This is a genomic window from Pseudomonas sp. Leaf59 (assembly GCF_920984685.1).
GTDB lineage: Bacteria > Pseudomonadota > Gammaproteobacteria > Pseudomonadales > Pseudomonadaceae > Aquipseudomonas.
In genome coordinates this window covers 392,753-409,322 of record NZ_CAKLBR010000001.1, presented here as the reverse complement: position 1 = coordinate 409,322, position 16,570 = coordinate 392,753, and the positions used below count along the sequence as shown (strand labels likewise).

Below are 16,570 nucleotides of genomic sequence, written 5' to 3'. Positions count from 1 at the left end.
CGGAGAATATCGCGCATGATGAGAAATCAAAGCGTCAGCCAGTTTCACGATGTGCACGTGCACGCGGCCAACATTCAGCAGTGGCACCAGGACTACAGCCAGCTCACCGCCGGTTCGGCCGAGAGTTCGCTGATGCAGTTGACCACCACCGGGTGCCACGTTTTCCTCGAGCAGATCAACCAGCGCGTGGTGCAGCACGGCGTGGCGCCACGCAACAAGATGTGCTTTGCGGTGCCGATCAATGTGCCGGGATCGGTGCGGATGCAGGGGCGGGAGGTCGACGACAGCAGCCTGTTCTTCCTGCACGGCGGCGAGGAGTTCATGTTCCATATGCCGATGGGCATGCAATTGCTGTCCATCACCTTCGAGCGCGAGTTGTTCGAGCAGGCGCTGGCGCACACGGCGTCGGCCAGTGACCTCAATCTGTTACTGCGTCAGCCGGTGATCAGGGTTTCCCCCCAGCGCTTCGCCGACGCGCGGCGCCGATTGCTCGCGCTGTTCGCCCAGGCCATGGCCGGCGAGCTGCGCGATTCGCACGCGCGCCTGCTGGAGCAGGCCCTGCTCGACGAGCTGGTGCAACTCATGAGCGATCCGTCCTGCGACAAGCAACAGCGCTCGCCCAGCTCCACGCGCAGTTTTATCGTCGAGAAATGCCATCGCCTGGCGACCACCGGGCAGTTCGACGTGCCCAGCGTCACCGACCTGTGCGAACGCCTGCAGGTGAGCCGGCGCACCGTGCAGAACAGCTTTCGCGCGGTGGCCGAGACCACGCCGCTGAATTATTTGCGGTCCATCAGGCTCAACGGCGTGCGCCGCACCCTGATGTCCACGCCCGCCGCGCAGCTCTCCATTGGCGATGCGGCGGCGCAATGGGGGTTCTACCACCTCAGCCATTTCGCCGCTGAATATCACGCGTTGTTCGCCGAGCTGCCGTCGCACACCTCACGTGCCGCCTCTCATCAAACACAAAATAGCGTGTTGATTTAACACCCAACGTTTCAGACAGCAGCATTCCTGTGGCGAGCGGGCTTGTTGTGGCGAGCGGGCTTGCCCCGCGTTGGGGTGCGAAGCGCCCCCAATCGAGCAAAACGCGGTGTACCTGATACGGCTCAGCGCCTGGCTTTAGGGCTGCTGCGCAGCCCAACGCGGGGCAAGCCCGCTCGCCACAGGGAATCTGCGCTTAACTGAACGGCATTAGGGCAAGCGCGCTCGCCACAGCCATGCCTCATGGGTACAGCGGTCGCTATACGCGGAACTGGTCCATCAGTTTCATCTGCTGATTGGCCCGGGCGTTGAGTTGGCTGCTGATCTGCGCTGACTCGGCGGCCTGTTCCGTCAGGGTCTCGGTGACGCCGCGAATGGTCGCGACGTTGCGATTGACCTCCTCGGCCACCGCGCTCTGTTCCTCCGCTGCGCTGGCGATCTGCAGGTTCATGTCACTGATCACCGTCACCGCTTCGCTGATCCTGCCCAGGGCCTGCACGGCCTGATGGATCTGCCCGGCGTTGTCCTGGGCCAGCGTCTGGCTGGCATGCATGGTGGTCACCACGCCCCGCGTCCCGCTCTGGATGCGCTCGATCACCAGGCGAATTTCCTCCACCGAATCCTGGGTACGCTTGGCCAGGTTGCGCACTTCATCGGCCACCACCGCAAACCCACGGCCGCTTTCCCCGGCGCGTGCCGCTTCAATGGCGGCGTTCAGGGCCAGCAGGTTGGTCTGTTCGGCAATGCTGCGGATCACCTCCAGCACCGAGCCGATCTGCTCGCTGTTGACCGCCAGCGCTTCGACCTCGGTGACGGCCTTGCTGACCTCGCTGGCCAGGGCGGTGATGTCGCGGGTGCTGCGTTCGATCAGCGTGATGCCGTCCCTGGACGCCTGGTCAGCCCCGCGTGCCGCCTGGGCCGCGTTCGACGCGCTGTGGGCGACTTCATGGGCGGTGGCGCTCATCTCATTGGACGCGGTCGCCAACTGGTCGATCTCGCGAAACTGCACCTGCATGCCTTCGCTGGTCTGCCGCGCGATGTCGGAAGACTGGTCGGCGGTGCCACGCGCGTCGGTGATGCTTTGCTTGATCTGCGCGATGGTCGGTTGCAGTTTGTCGAGGAAGCGGTTGAACCAACTCACCAGTTCGCCCAGTTCGTCTTTCTTGCGGTAATCCAGGCGCTGGGTCAGGTCGCCGTCGCCGCTGGCGATGGCCTTGAGCATCTGCGCGACGCTGTTGATCGGGCGCGTCACACCGGAGGCGGTGAGCCAGATCAGCAGCAGGCCCAGTAGCCCGGCGCCGATGGCCACCAGCGACGCGATGAGGGTGTCGCGGGTCTGCGTCTGGTCGAGCAACGCCTGCAGCGCCACCGAGTCGGCCAGCAACACCTGTTTGGGCAGGTCGATGACCACGCCCCACGGCGCGGCGTCCGGGATCGGCGCGACCGGGTACACCGCGCGGATCAAGTCATCCTGGGCCAGCACCTGCGGTTGTTTTTGCGCCAATGCCGCGAGCAGCGCCTTGCCCGCATCGCCCAGGGCGGCGCTGACTGGTTTGCCGATCTGGCCGGCGTCCTTGCTGTAGGCGGCGAGCACGCCGCTGTCGGAGACAATCAGCATGCTGCCCGCACCGTTGAACAGCGTGCGCTGGGCCTCGCCGGCGGCCGCTTGCAGCGCGCCGAGGGCAAGGTCCACGCCGAGGGTGCCGATGACCTTGCCGTCGGCCATCAACGGCATCGACAGAGTAGTCATCAGTTGCACCTGGCCGGCCTGGGTGTCGGCGTAGGGCGCCATCAGGCAGGTGCGCCGCGTGTCGCGGGGGCAGGTGTACCAACTGTTATAGGGGGCGCCACTGATGCTCAGCTCGGTTTTCTGCAGGTCGGTTTCGGGAATCAGGATGTTCACCGCCGGGCCGGCACCACGGTTCCAGGCGCTGGCGAAGCGTCCGGTTTCGTTGGAGGCGCGCGCGGCGTCGTTGACGAACTCGCTGTCCTCGCCCCCCAGCGCATTCGGCTCGAACACCAGCCACAGCCCCAGCACCTGGGGGTTGTGCTCGAAGGTGGTGTTGAGGCTGCGGTTCAGCTCCTCACGCAAGGCTGCGGCCGGCAACCCGCGCTGCATCGCCATGCTGCGCAAATGGGTCGTCTGGTCGGCGAGGCCGGTGATCAGCAGCAGGCTGTTGCCGAAGGCCCGCTGCAGGTTGCTTGCCTGCTCGGCGGCCTTGGCCTGCAGCAGGTTTTCACCGCTGTCGGTCAGCATCCTGCCGCTGGAGGTGCTGATCAAGCGGTTGTTCTGGCTGCTCTGGTAGAGGTTCATGCCGACGATCAGGCCGATCACGCCCAGCAGGCACAGGCCGGACAGCAGGATGATTTTCATGCGGATGGAGAGCGCGTCGAGCATGGGATGATCTCGCAAGTGAACAGCGTGCCAGTGGGTTATCAGTTGGCCTGGGCCACTGACTTCTTATTGGGTATGTCATTCCATCGGCCGATTCAGCGCCGACTGAACCTGACCAGCAGCGCTGCTACCAGCAACAGGGCCGTCAGCACCGCCAGCACGGCAATAAAACCGGCATCGAACGCTGCGCGTGCCAGCCCCGTCAGCAGCGCAGCGTCGTCGCTCGGCAGTGTTGCGGCAACCAGCAGGGCATCGTCCAGGCTCTCGAACGTCGACGGGTTCAGGCCGAGCCTGGGTGGAATCGTCAGGCTCGTCGACCAGGCATATATCGCCGACAGCAGGCTGCCCGCCAGTGTCACCCCGGCTGCACCGCCCAGTTCAAACGAGACTTCCTCGATGGACGCAGCCATGCCGGCCTGGTCGCTGGGCACGCTGAGCATGATGGTGCTGGACGCCGCCGTCAGGGCTGCGCCCATGGCCATGCCCAACAGCGCGAGACTGGCAATCTGCAGCGGTACCGCCGCGTTGCACAGCAACAGATACGCCAGCATCGCGGCGGCCGACAGCAGCAGCGTCCAGAACAGCATGCGCCGGCTGCCCAGGCGCGAGAGGTAATAGCCGGCCAGCGGCCCGGCAACGAAGGAACCCAGCGGCAACGGCAGGATAAACAGCGCCGACGCAAGCGGCGACATACCCAGCACCAGTTGCAGGCGCTGGCTGAACACCAGTTCCATGCCGATAAACGCCAGGGCTGAAGCGAGCGCTGTAATCACCGCATTTCTGAACAGCGGCTCGGCGAACAGCGACAGCTCAAGCATCGGCTGTGCGGCACGGCGCTGGCGCCGGATGAACATCGCCAGGAACAACGTACCCAGCAGTATCGCCACCAGCATGGCGGCGAAGGAGGGCGAGCGTTTGCCCAGCTCCTTGACGGCATAGGCGATGCTGATCAAACCGACCATGACCTGCAGCGAGCCCCGCCAGTCCCAGTGGCGCCGGGGATTGCCCGGATGCTCGGGAATCAGCGTCACCCCGAGCAGTAAGGCCACCAGCACAATCGGCACGTTGATCAGAAACACCGAGCCCCACCAGAAGTGTTCCAGCAGCAGGCCGCCGACCACCGGCCCCAGCGCTGCGCCACCGGAGGCCACTGACGCCCAGATGCCAAACGCCATGACCTGTTCGCGTTCGTCGTTGAACGTCAAGCGGATCAGCGCCAGGGTGGCAGGCATCATCATGGCCGCGCCGACCGCCAGAAAACCCCGGGCGCCGATCAACACGTTGGCCGATGGCGAGAAGGCCGCAATCAGCGAGAACACCCCGAACACGCTCAGCCCGCCGATAAACAGGCGTTTATGCCCCAAGCGATCGCCCAGCGTGCCCATGCCCAGCAGCAGGCCGGCGGCGATCAGTGCGTAGATATTGATGATCCACAGCTTCTGCGAGGCGCTCGCGCCGAGCTCGCGGGTCAGGGTGGGCAGCGCGGTGTATAACACCGTCATGTCGATGACGATCAGCAGCAACGCGCTGGAAATAATCGCCAGGATCAACCAGCGACGCTTAGACGACATGGGCCGGGCTCGATGATTGAATGGCTGACATGAGTCACTCCAGGTTCAGGCAGGCAAAGGGGGGCTGACCCTAGCATGCGCGGCGTCGAACCCGCACCGCTATCCCGAATCGGCGGGGAGTGCCGTGGCATTGACCTGTTTTGGGGCGCGGCCCGCGATGTTACCGATTTGGGATAGCGAGGTGTTCACAGGCGGGCATAGCATCGAAACCAGCGTGCAACCTCAACAATAAAAGCGCTACCCGGCACCGATTGCGCCTGGATCGGGGCCACCCCACAGCGACTGCCTCATACAATAAGGTCAACAACATGAGCGTATCTCTACCGGTCAACAGTTCCACGGAGCTCAAGCGTGGCGCCCTGGGTGTCGGCTTTATCATTTTCTTCGTGATTTCGGCGGCAAGCCCGCTCAGCGTCATCGCCGGTGGCTTTCCCATCGGCATCATGCTGGGCAACGGTGCCGGCACCCCGGCCTTGCTGATTCTGGCATTGCTGGTGCTGTTGGCGTTTTCGGTGGGTTACACCACCATGTCGCGCCACGTCACCAACGCCGGCGGTTTCTATGCGTTCACCTCCCGTGGCCTGGGTGGCCTGGCCGGCGGCTCGGCGGCGGTGCTGGCGATGTTTGCCTACAACATTCTGCAGATCGCGCTGTATGGCATGTTCGGCGGCGTGGTCAGCGGCACCATGGAGAGTGTCGCGGGGGTGGTGCTGCCCTGGTGGTCCTATTCGCTGATGGCGATGGCCAGCATTGCGTTTCTCGGCTATCGCAAGATCGACCTGTCGGCCAAGGTGCTGTCGCTGGTGGTGGTCGCCGAGTACCTGGCAATCCTCATCCTCGATTTCGCCATTCTGAAGACCGGCGGTGACAGCGGTGTCAATCTCGACTCGTTCACCCCTCAGCACTTCACCAGCGGTACGCCGTCCATCGGCCTGCTGTTCTGCTTCGCCGCCTTCATCGGCTTCGAGGCCACCACCATCTACGGCGAAGAAGCCAAAGACCCCAAGCGCACCATCCCGATTGCCACCTACTGTTCGGTGCTGCTGATCGGCGCGTTCTACACGCTGTCGGTGTGGTCGATGATAGTGGGCGTGGGCGCCGACAAGATCGTGCCGCTGCTGCAAGCCATGCAGGACCCGACCACCCTGATCTACGGCATGTCCGACCACTTTGTCGGCCCGCACCTGACCCAGGTCATCCGTGTGCTGTTCATCGTCAGCATCTATGCCGGGCTGCTGGCGTTCCATAATGCGGCGGCGCGCTATTTCTACGCCATCGGCCGTGACGGCCTGCTGCACAGCCTGTTAGGCACCACCCACCGCGTGCACCAGAGCCCGCACATGGGCTCGGCCTTGCAGAGCCTGATCGCCGCCGTGGTGGTGCTGATCTTTGCCGCAATGGACGCCGATCCGATCCTGCAACTGTTCGCCTGGTTCTCCAACCTGGCGACCCTGTGCGTGATCCTGCTGATGGCGATCACCTCGGTGGCCATCTGCGTGTATTTCCATCGGCATCCGGAGCTCAAGGTCAATGTGCTGCGCGGGCGCATTTTGCCGGTGTTTTCGTGCGTGGCTTTGCTCTGCGTGCTGGTGCTGGCGGTGGCGCATTTCGATGTGCTCACCGGTGCCAGCCAGCTCCTGTCCTACAGCCTGTGTGCGGTGATTCCCGCTGCGCTGCTGGGCGGCCTTTACCTCGCCGCGCGCCTGCGCAAGGTAGCACCGCAGCGCTTCCTGGCCTTGGGCAGCCACAAGCTCTAAGGCCTCGCTCGCGCCATCCCCACTGTGAATTGATCGCCTGCCGGTGTCCGGCAGGCCTCATCTGCGTTAAAGGAAATTGCACATGCACGCTTACAAGATGCTCATCAACGGTGTTCAGGTTGCCGGTGAAAACGGTCAGTTCGACGTGATCAATCCGGCCACCGGCAGCGCCTTCGCGCAATGCCCGGCCGGCTCGCTGGGCCAACTGGACGCGGCGGTGGCCGCCGCCCAGGCCGCGTTCAAGACCTGGCGCCACAGCGCCCATGAACGGCGTTGCGAGCATCTGAACGCGATTGCCAATGACATCGAACAGGACGCCGACGCACTCGCCCGGCTGATCGTGATGGAACAGGGCAAACCGCTGGAACTGGCGTTTTCCGAGGTCATGGGCGCCGCTGCCTGGACGCGCTATGCCGCCGGGCAGGAAATCGCCGTGGAACTGGTGGAAGAGACCCCGACCCAGCGCGTCGAGCTGCACCGCAAGCCGCTGGGCGTGGTGGCGTCGATCACACCGTGGAACTGGCCGTTCATGATTGCCGTGTGGCACATCATGCCGGCGCTGCGCGCGGGCAACTGCGTGATCAGCAAGCCGTCGAGCCTGACGCCGTTGAGCACCCTGCGCCTGGTGGAGATCATCGCGCGGCACGTTCCCCATGGCGTGATCAACTGCGTGACCGGCGAGCAGGGGTTCGGCAGCGCGATCACCGCGCACCCGGGCATCCAGAAGATCGTGTTCACCGGTTCCACCGCCACCGGCCAGAGCGTGATGCGCGGCGGCGCCGTCAACCTCAAGCGCCTGACCCTGGAGCTGGGCGGCAACGACGCGGCAATCGTATTGCCCGGCACGCCCGTGCACGAGGTGGCCGAAGAGATCTTCCAGGCCGCCTTCCTCAACATGGGCCAGACCTGCGCCGCGCTCAAGCGCCTGTACGTTCACCAGTCCCAGTACCAGGCGTTTGCCGAGGCGCTGACGCAGATTGCCGAGCGCCAGGTGGTCGGTGATGGCCTGGAGCCGGGCGTTAATTTCGGCCCGGTGCAGAACCTCGATCAACTGGAGTTGGTGCAGGCGCTGGTTGCCGATGCGCGCGCCCAGGGTGCACGGGTGTTGTGCGGCGGCGCACGGCTGGACCGGCCAGGGTTTTTTTACCCGCCGACGCTGGTCGCGGACGTCACCGACGGCCATCGTCTGGTGGACGAAGAGCAGTTTGGCCCGGTATTGCCGCTGATCGCTTATGAGGATGTGGAAGACGTACTGCGCCGCGCCAATGCTGGCGACATGGGCCTTGGAGGCTCGGTCTGGGGGCCGGACAGCGAGCAGGCGCAGGCCCTGGCCAGCCGCCTGGAAAGCGGCGTGGCGTGGGTCAACTGCCATGCGCGTATCCAGCCGAACACGCCGTTCGGCGGCAGCAAGATGTCCGGCTTCGGCGTCGAGTTCGGCCTTGAGGGACTGCTGGAATTCACCGGCCAGCAATTGTTGTTCGTCAATAAACGCGCTGCTGAATAACCCCAAGGAGCTTCGACCATGCGTCATTCATCCGCTTCATTTCTCTGCGGCACGCTCGCCTGTGGCTTGACGCTCTGCGCCATCAGCCAGGCCCAGGCCTATGAGCTGTACAGCGACGACAGCCGGCACCTGAATGCCGACATGACCGCCGTGTTCGGCCTGTTCAACAGCCGCAAGAACTACGACGGCACGCCGGGTGGTTCGAGCTGGCGCGAAGGCTATATCAAATACGGCCTGAGCGGCGACCAGACGCTGGCGGGCAACGGCACCGCCTACGGCGCCTTCGCGCTGGTCAGCTCGGCGACCTGGGGCGAGGGCGATCCGGCCGGCAATACCCTGGGCTCCGAGCGCACCACCAAGATCGAAGATGCTTACCTGGGTTGGCGCTCCGGCGATCTGTTCCCGGCTCTGGGCAAGGACGGCGTGGACCTTTCCGGCGGGCGCCAGGTGGTCAAGCTTGGCAGTGGTTTTCTGGTCAACGACGACGGGCCCAACCTGGGCAAGGGCCCGGCCAATGGCAGCATGAACCGTGGCGGTGCGTATTATCTAGCCGCGCGGCATGCCTTCGATCAGACCGCGTTGCTGCGCCTGGGCGGCAAGGATGGCCTGCATGGCAGCCTGCTGTGGCTCAAGTCCGACAACCGCGCCCAGGCAGAAACCGAAGTGGCCGCCGGCACCCTTGATTACACCGCCAAACCCGGCACCCTGGGCCTGACCTGGGTGCACGGCATCGATGTGAACGAGCGCTGGGCCACTGATCTGCAGCGCCAGCGCAAGGGCATGAACGTGTACAGCGTGCGCGGCGAAGGCGATGCCGGCCTGCCCAACGTCAGCCTGGCGTTCGAATACGCCTGGCAGGACAAGGACAGCGGCCCCGAAAAAGCCTGGTACGGCGAAGCCGGCTACACCTTTGCCGACGTCGCCTGGACGCCGAAGGTCAGCTACCGCTACACACGCTACTCGCAGAAATGGGATTCGCTGTTCACCGGCGTGAGCGGCGGCTACGGCACCTGGCTGCAGGGGGAAGTCGCCGGCAACTACACGGGGCCGTTCAACAGCAACACCAGCATCCAGCATGTGGCGCTCAAGGCCACGCCCCTGGAAAACCTGACTCTGGGCGCGCTGTACTTCGACTTCGACACCGTACGCAAAAGCAACGCGCTGAACCTCGATGCGCGCGAGCTGGATGTGTATGCCGAATGGGCCGTCAACCCGCACCTGATCATCACGCCGCTGATCGGCCTCTATAAGCCCAAGCAGGACGCCACTACCGGCGGCAATCAGGTCGGGGGCAACGGCACCAACGTTTACAGCCAGCTGACCGTCGCCGTGCCGTTCTGACGACTCTGACTCAGGCGTCCGCCGCGCCTGACGGCGACGGGTTGCGCAGGTTGTCGGCAATGCGCCGTGTGGTGTCCATCACCATTTCAATCACGGTCTCCTGACGCAGCAGCTTGAAGCTCTGGGTGCTGCCCACGGCCGACAAGCTGCCGATCACTTCGTCGATATCCGGCTGGATGATCGGCGCGGCGATGCCGGTCAGGCCCAGGTTGAGTTCATCGTGGGTCATGCAGTAGCCGTCCTTGCGGATCTTTTTCGTGGCCTTGGCAAAGCTCGCCCAGTCGTAGGGGCTGTCCGGGTCGCCAGCCAGGTGGTCTTCGAACAGGCGTTGCAGGCGGCGGCCTTTCTGGAAGGCGATCAGCACCTTGGATTGCGCACCGCGAAAAAACGGCAGCGGGTGCCCACGGCCGAAAGAGAAGTGGTAGGTGTCGGTGGGTTCGGCAATGTAGGTGTTGATGATGCGTCCGTCGTAGAAAACGCTGGCGAACACGGCCAGGCCGGTCTGCGCCGACAGTTCGTGCATCAGCTCGCGCCCCGCCAGGAGGATGGGGTCGTACTGGCGCATCATCCAGTCCAGCTCGATCACGCGCGGCCCCAGGCCGTAGTGGCCGGCGTCCACGCGGGTCAGCAGGCCGGCCTCGCACAACTCCTTGACGTAGCGATACGCGGTGGCGCGCGACAGGCCCATGCGCTCGGCAATCGTCTCCGGGTCGATCTTTAACGTCGCCGGACCGAACAGGTCCAGCACACTCAGCAATTTACTCAGGCTGCTCATTTCGTTCCTAGAGAAGGGATGGCTCGCGGGTAAGCACTATAGGCGAAAACACCAGGGATCCAAGGTGGGAAATCCCACGGTGCACTCCCACAGATAGTCGAAGGATTTATTATTGCATAAATCTCAAATTAAGAGATAAAAAGTAAAAAATGCTTGTTTGGTATGTTTTTGTGTGTGATAAATCTCACCAAAGAAAACGCTCAACCGAGAGGGCAGACAATGAATGGCGCGCAACTGATAGTGAATGCGGCAGCGGCAAGCGGTATCGAGTACTGCTTTGCCAACCCGGGCACCACCGAGATTCCGCTGGTGGCGGCCATGGCCAGTGCACCTGCCCTGAAGCCTGTGCTGTCGCTGTTCGAAGGGGTGTGCACCGGTGCCGCCGATGGCTATGGCCGCATCGCCGGCAAACCGGCGATGACCCTCACGCACCTGGGCCCGGGCTTCGCCAACGGCATTGCCAACCTGCACAACGCACGGCGCGCCAATACGCCCATCGTCAACGTGATCGGTGACCACGCGTCCTGGCACGTCAATTACGATCCGCCGCTGGCCAGCGACATCCAGGCCCTGGCCGGCACGGTGTCCAGCTGGGTGCGCACCTCGCGCACCGCCTCCGGTGTCGGTGAAGACCTGCAGGAAGCCATGCGCGCTGCCTGGCAAGCCAAGGGCCAGATCGCCAGCCTGATCCTGCCGATGGATCTGCAATCCAATCCAGTCACCCATCACGGCCAGTTCAGCCCGCTGCGTGCGCCAGTGCGACGCTTTGCCGGCGACCGCATCGAAGCGGTGGCCCAGGCCCTTCGCGATGGCCAGCGGCTGGTGTTTATCGTCGGCGACCAGGGCCTGTCGGTGGCCGGCCTGGAAGCGGCGGGGCGCCTGGCGCAACTGCCCGGCGTGCGGCTGTTCGCCGAAACCTTCCCGCGCCTGAGCTATCGCGGCGGCGGCTTGCCCGACCTGGACCGCCTGCCGTACTTCCCGGAAGTGGCCATCGAGATTCTCGAGCAATACGACAAGGTGGTGTGCGCCGGTGTGCTGGAGCCCATCAGTTACTTTGGCTACGAAGGCATTCCGTCGCGGCTGGCCGAGCGCGAGCGCCTGCTGTCGCTGGCCGAGGTCGGCGATGACGTGGCCGGTGCACTGACTGCGCTGGCCGACGCGCTGAATGCGCCGGCTTATGTCCCCACGCCTCAGCACATCGAGCTGCCGCCGGGCGAAGCGGCATTGAGCGCGCAATCGGTCGGGCAACTGCTGGCTGCCGCGCTGCCCCACGACTGCATTGTCTCGGTGGAAGGCGGCACCTGCGGCTATCCGTTTTTCACCGCCTCAGCCGGCGCTGCCCGCCACCGCGTGTTGACCAATACCGGCGGCGCCATCGGCCAGGGCATTCCGGTGGGGTTCGGCGCTGCACTGGCCGAGCGCGGCAACCGGGTGTTCTGCCTGCAATCGGACGGCAGCGCCCAGTACACCATCCAGACCCTGTGGAGCATCGCCCGCGAGCAACTGCCGGTGGTGATCCTGATCGCTGCCAACCATCGCTACGCGATCCTGCAGAACGAACTGCGCCGCTTCGGCATGACCGAACTCGACCCGCAGGCACTCAAGCTGACCGTGCTCGACAGCCCGCGCATTGACTGGAAGGCCCTGGCCACCGGCTACGGCGTGCCGTCCTGCACCGTGTACACCAATGCCGAACTGCAACGGGCGCTGGCCAACGCCGCCGCCGACGCCGGGCCTTGCCTGATCGAAATGGCGCTGTGAAGGAGCCGACCATGAACACGTTCCACTTGTTACCCGCCGTCCAGACGTTCCTCGCCCAGCCCGGTCGCCTGTTCATCGGCGGCAGCTGGCAGGACGCCGCCAGCGGTCGTCGCTTTGCCGTGGAAAACCCGGCCACCGAGCAGACCCTCACCGAAGTCGCCCAAGGCGACGAGCGTGATGTGAACGCAGCGGTCGCGGCCGCCCGCGCTGCCTTTACCGGCACCTGGGCCTTGCAGTCACCTGCGCGGCGCGGCCTGTTGCTGTCGCACCTGGCCGACCTGCTGGACCAGCACCGCGAGGAACTGGCGCAGCTGATCACCCTGGAAAACGGCAAGCCCATCGCCAACGCGCGGGGCGAAGCGGCCAGCGCGGCGAACATCATTCGCTACTTCGCCGGCTGGCCGACCAAGATCGAAGGCAGCACGCTGCCGGTATCGCCGGCCAGTGGCGCGCCGATGCTCAATTACACCCTGCGCGAGCCGGTGGGCGTGTGCGCACTGATCGTGCCGTGGAACTTCCCGCTGACCATGTGCGTATGGAAGCTCGGCCCGGCGCTGGCCACCGGCTGTGTAGCAATACTCAAACCTGCCGAGCAGACGCCGCTGGTGGCGATCCGTCTGGTGCAGTTGATCGAGGCCGCAGGCTTTCCGGCGGGGGTGGTCAACCTGATCACCGGCCTGGGTGCCGACACCGGCGCGCCGCTGGCGCAGCACCCGGACGTGGACAAGATCGCCTTCACCGGCTCCACCCAGGTCGGTCGGCTGATCGCCCAGGTGGCCACCGGCAACATGAAGAAGGTTTCGCTGGAACTGGGCGGCAAGTCGCCGAACATCATCCTGCCCGACGCCGACATCGTGCGCGCCGCCAAGGGTGCCGCCGATGGCATTTTCTACAACCAGGGCCAGGTGTGCACCGCCGGTTCACGCCTGTATGTGCACGCCAGCGTGCTCGACCAGGTGCTTGAAGAACTGCAGCGCCATGCCGCCGCCCATGTGCTCGGCAACGGCCTGGACCCGGCCAGCACCATGGGCCCGCTGGTGTCCGGTCGGCAGTTGAACACGGTCAAGGGCTACCTGCAGCGCGGCCAGGAAGAGGGCGCCGAGCTGATCTGCGGCGGCGGTCGTCCCGCTCACCTTGAGCGCGGCCACTTCATTGAGCCGAGCATCTTCCTTGACCGCGCCGAGCGGGCCTGCGTGGCCCGCGAAGAAATCTTCGGCCCGGTGCTGACGGTGATGAGTTGGAGCGAGATCGACGAGCTGGTGCTGCGCGCCAACGATTCGCCCTATGGCCTCGCCGCCGGCCTGTGGACCCGCGACCTGCGCTCGGCGCACCGCGTAGCCGCGCAGCTCAAGGCCGGCTCGGTGTGGATCAATTGCTGGAACGTGGTCGATCCGGCCTCGCCGTTCGGCGGCTACAAGCAATCCGGCTGGGGCCGGGAAATGGGCAAGAACGTGATCGACGCCTACACCGAGACCAAAAGCGTCTTTGTCGATCTGGCCTGAAACGAATAATCACAAGAGGAAATGGCAATGGATCTGGAATTGAAAGGCCGCGTGGCAATCGTCACTGGCGGCGGCATGGGCATCGGCAAGGAAGTCGCGCGGTTTCTTTCCGAGGAAGGCTGCAAGGTGGTGATCTGCGCGCGGCGCATGGAGTTCCTCGAGCAGGCAGCTGCCGAGATCACCGCGCAGACTGGCAACGAAGTACTGCCGCTGTACTGCGATACCAACCAGATGTCGGCGGTGTCGGACATGGTCGAAGCGGCGCACAAGCACTTCGGCCGTATCGACATTCTCGTCAACGGCGCGGCGGCGCCCTCCGGCGTGGTGCGCAATGACATCGAGCACGCCGGCGACGACGAGCTGCTGTCGGACCTCAACACCAAGGTGATCGGCTACTTCCGCTGCGCCAAGGCGGTGACCCCGCACATGAAGGCCGGCGGTTTCGGACGCATCATCAATATCGGCGGCCTCACCGGACGCAGCAGCAAGGTGCTGTCAGGCATGCGCAACCTGGCCATCGCGCACATGACCAAGACCCTGTCCGACCAGTTGGGCGCCTTCGGCATCACTGTCAACCTGATCCATCCGGGCGTGGTGGACACTCCGCACATCCACGAGCTGTACGAGCGCGAAGGGATCAAGCAGGGCAAGACCCCGGAGCAGGTCGAGCAAGGCTACATTGACGCGACGCCGATTCGCCGCACCCTGGCCCCGATTGAAATGGGCTGGCTGATCGGCTTCCTGGCGTCTCCCAAGGCAGGCGCGGTGACCGGTGAATCCATCGGCATCGACGGCGGCCTGACCCGTGGCATCTTCATCTGAGGAGCAAATGCGATGAGTAACGGCACCCTTTTAGTCGCCACCGTCGGCCAGGCGGTGATCCGCAGCGCCGACGATGGCAAGACCTGGCACCGCCTGGGCCTGGGGCAGGACCTGGAATTCGATGCGATCACCCGCTCGTTGAGCATGCACCCCGGCACGCCCGAGGTGATCTACGCCGGCACCGACATCGGCTTGTGCGTCAGCCATGACACCGGCGGGCGCTGGCAGCAGGTCGATTCACCGTTCAATGGCCAGACCGTGTGGAAGGTGGCGGTGGACCCGCAGGACGCCCAGCGGATTTTTGTCGGCACCGGTGCGCCCTCGCGCGCCGTGCTGTGGCGCACCCTGGACGGCGGCGCGAGCTGGGACCGCGCACCGGTGGAAATTCCGGAATTCTGCGACGGCGTCAGTCGCCCGCGACTGCTGGCCTTCGCCTATGACCCCACCGACCGCAACCAGGTGTGGTTCGGCCTGGAGGAGGGTGGCCTGTTCCACTCCCGCGACGGCGGCGACAGCTGGACCCGTATCGATGACCGCCTGCTGTGGGACTTCAACTCGGACATCCACAACATCGTGGTACTGCCCAACCATGGCCACAAGGTCATCGTGGTGGTGTGCGTCAACGCGGTGTACCGCAGCGTCGATGAAGGCCTGACCTGGACCGGCATCGTCGGCCGCGAAGCCTTCGGCCTGTACTACCTGCGCGCCATGAACGCGCCGCCGGGCAGCGAGGACACGCTGTACCTGAGCATTTCCGACGGTACGCCGGGCACCACCAGCAAGGTCCTGATCTCCCGCGATGCCGCCGTCAGCTGGGAAGTATTGCCGCTGCCGCAGCAGCCCAATTCCTGCGTCTGGGCGATTGCCTTCAACCCGGCCAACCCGCACCAGATCGTCGCCGGCACCAAGTACGGGCACTTGTTCACGTCCGACAACGGCGGTGACGGCTGGCAGAAGCACTGGCGCGAGTTCAGCGAGATCGCCGATGTGCTGTGGACGCCTGCCGTGGCGCAGATCAAGGCCGGGCATCAATCCATCGTCAAGAAGAACTGAGGTAACCGGTGATGAAAGTCAAAATCCTTCGGACCCACTTATCGCTATTTGTGAGTGATCCTGATGTGTCGGCACGGTGGTACGCCGACATCCTGGGCATGCACGAAAGTGCCCGGGGCGAAAGCTGGGTCATGATGGCGTTTGGCACCAAGCATCACGACATCGCCTTGATTCGTGCAGAGCCTGGCGCCCATCAGGGCGGGCTGGGCCTGCAACACTACGGATTGGAAATCGACGGTGACATGACCACCTTGCGCCAGCTCTACGGCATGTTGCTGGAGAAGGGGGTGGAGGTGGTGAAAATTACCGATCATGAAATCGGCAACGGTCTGTATTTCAACGACCCCGATGACAATCGCATGGAATTCTTTCTCGAGACCGAGCATGACGATGCGTGCGGCAAGGCCCGCTTCAAGGCCGCCGGTGCGCCGAGTCGCAATATCACGCTTGACCCCCTTGACCCGATTTGAACCGAGGTTCACCTGATGAAAACCGCAAATTTCGCCAGCTACCACATTCGCAAATGGTACAGCTTCGTCGAAGAAACCCTGGCCAATGAAACCGGCCAACTGGCCGATGGCGAGCCGGTGTTCAAATACGCCGTGGCCGCCGTGATCGCCAACCCCTATGCTGGCCGCTACAGTGAAGACCTTTCGCAATTGATCGAGCCGTCGCCGCTGCTGGGTGAAGAGTTCGGCCGGCGCATCCTGGCACTTGCCGGTTCACGCCGGATTGAAAGCTATGGCAAGGCTATCCTGGTGGGCAGCGCCGGCGAGTACGAGCACGGCAACGCGTTTCTGACCAACCCGGCGGCCGACCCGATTCGTGTGGCGCTGGGCGGCGGCAAGTCGTGGGTGCCGTCCACCGGCAAGCGCGGTGGCCCGGGTTCGACCATCGACGTGCCGCTGGCGCACAAGGACGCGCTGTACGTGCGTTCGCACTACGACAGTTTTTCCATAACGTTCGGCGACGGACCTTCGCCGGATGAGCTGGTGGTGATCTGGGCCTTCGCCACCCGTGGGCGTCTGCATGCACGGCTGGGCGGCCTGCGCGCCGAAGACGTCAAGGGCCTTGACGGGCTGCATTGATAACGGCGCAGGCGTGA

13 protein-coding genes are annotated in these 16,570 nt (G+C 64.4%); 10 read left to right on the top strand and 3 right to left on the bottom strand.

Going from position 1 to position 16,570, the window contains the following annotated elements; all coding sequences use genetic code 11:
• Nucleotides 1-18 precede the first annotated feature (18 nt).
• On the top strand, nucleotides 19-987 hold the full coding sequence (locus LUB09_RS01635; RefSeq protein ID WP_209990378.1) for a helix-turn-helix domain-containing protein: 969 nt from the start codon (nucleotides 19-21) through the stop codon (nucleotides 985-987).
• A gap of 256 nt (nucleotides 988-1,243) precedes the next feature.
• Here LUB09_RS01635 and LUB09_RS01630 read toward each other — a convergent pair whose 3' ends face one another.
• The gene (locus LUB09_RS01630) at nucleotides 1,244-3,382 is read right to left on the bottom strand and encodes a methyl-accepting chemotaxis protein (RefSeq protein ID WP_231421389.1); all 2,139 of its coding nucleotides are present in this window, start codon (nucleotides 3,380-3,382) and stop codon (nucleotides 1,244-1,246) included.
• A 92-nt stretch (nucleotides 3,383-3,474) separates the two neighbouring features.
• Nucleotides 3,475-4,950, bottom strand: coding sequence for an MFS transporter (locus LUB09_RS01625; protein ID WP_231421388.1), 1,476 nt, complete (start codon nucleotides 4,948-4,950; stop codon nucleotides 3,475-3,477).
• A gap of 308 nt (nucleotides 4,951-5,258) precedes the next feature.
• On the opposite strand from LUB09_RS01625, the gene LUB09_RS01620 reads away from it, so the two are divergent.
• The 3 genes from LUB09_RS01620 (at nucleotide 5,259) to LUB09_RS01610 (ending at nucleotide 9,552) form a co-directional block, all read left to right on the top strand.
• Nucleotides 5,259-6,707 (top strand): APC family permease, encoded by a 1,449-nt coding sequence (locus LUB09_RS01620; RefSeq protein WP_057008849.1) that lies wholly within the window; start codon nucleotides 5,259-5,261, stop codon nucleotides 6,705-6,707.
• An 82-nt stretch (nucleotides 6,708-6,789) separates the two neighbouring features.
• Nucleotides 6,790-8,211, top strand: a complete 1,422-nt coding sequence (locus LUB09_RS01615) for an aldehyde dehydrogenase family protein (RefSeq protein ID WP_231421387.1) — start codon at nucleotides 6,790-6,792, stop codon at nucleotides 8,209-8,211.
• An 18-nt stretch (nucleotides 8,212-8,229) separates the two neighbouring features.
• Nucleotides 8,230-9,552 (top strand): alginate export family protein, encoded by a 1,323-nt coding sequence (locus LUB09_RS01610; protein ID WP_231421386.1) that lies wholly within the window; start codon nucleotides 8,230-8,232, stop codon nucleotides 9,550-9,552.
• Between the two features lie 10 nt (nucleotides 9,553-9,562).
• Here LUB09_RS01610 and LUB09_RS01605 read toward each other — a convergent pair whose 3' ends face one another.
• Nucleotides 9,563-10,327 (bottom strand): IclR family transcriptional regulator, encoded by a 765-nt coding sequence (locus tag LUB09_RS01605; RefSeq protein WP_209982388.1) that lies wholly within the window; start codon nucleotides 10,325-10,327, stop codon nucleotides 9,563-9,565.
• Nucleotides 10,328-10,546: 219 nt separating this feature from the next.
• Here LUB09_RS01605 and LUB09_RS01600 point away from each other — a divergent pair, with 219 nt between their 5' ends.
• The 6 genes from LUB09_RS01600 to LUB09_RS01575 are packed head-to-tail and all read left to right on the top strand — an operon-like array spanning nucleotide 10,547 to nucleotide 16,553.
• Nucleotides 10,547-12,088: an acetolactate synthase large subunit gene (locus LUB09_RS01600; protein WP_231421385.1), complete on the top strand. Its 1,542-nt coding sequence runs from the start codon at nucleotides 10,547-10,549 to the stop codon at nucleotides 12,086-12,088.
• A gap of 11 nt (nucleotides 12,089-12,099) precedes the next feature.
• On the top strand, nucleotides 12,100-13,590 hold the full coding sequence (locus LUB09_RS01595) for an aldehyde dehydrogenase family protein (protein ID WP_231421384.1): 1,491 nt from the start codon (nucleotides 12,100-12,102) through the stop codon (nucleotides 13,588-13,590).
• Nucleotides 13,591-13,617: 27 nt separating this feature from the next.
• Nucleotides 13,618-14,412, top strand: a complete 795-nt coding sequence (locus LUB09_RS01590) for an SDR family NAD(P)-dependent oxidoreductase (protein WP_209982381.1) — start codon at nucleotides 13,618-13,620, stop codon at nucleotides 14,410-14,412.
• Between the two features lie 12 nt (nucleotides 14,413-14,424).
• Nucleotides 14,425-15,465 carry a VPS10 domain-containing protein gene (locus LUB09_RS01585; RefSeq protein WP_231421383.1) on the top strand — a complete coding sequence of 347 codons (1,041 nt, stop codon included), beginning with the start codon at nucleotides 14,425-14,427 and terminating at the stop codon, nucleotides 15,463-15,465.
• A gap of 11 nt (nucleotides 15,466-15,476) precedes the next feature.
• Nucleotides 15,477-15,935 carry a VOC family protein gene (locus tag LUB09_RS01580; protein WP_057008841.1) on the top strand — a complete coding sequence of 153 codons (459 nt, stop codon included), beginning with the start codon at nucleotides 15,477-15,479 and terminating at the stop codon, nucleotides 15,933-15,935.
• 15 nt (nucleotides 15,936-15,950) lie between these two features.
• Nucleotides 15,951-16,553 (top strand): amino acid synthesis family protein, encoded by a 603-nt coding sequence (locus tag LUB09_RS01575; protein ID WP_209982377.1) that lies wholly within the window; start codon nucleotides 15,951-15,953, stop codon nucleotides 16,551-16,553.
• Nucleotides 16,554-16,570 lie beyond the last annotated feature (17 nt).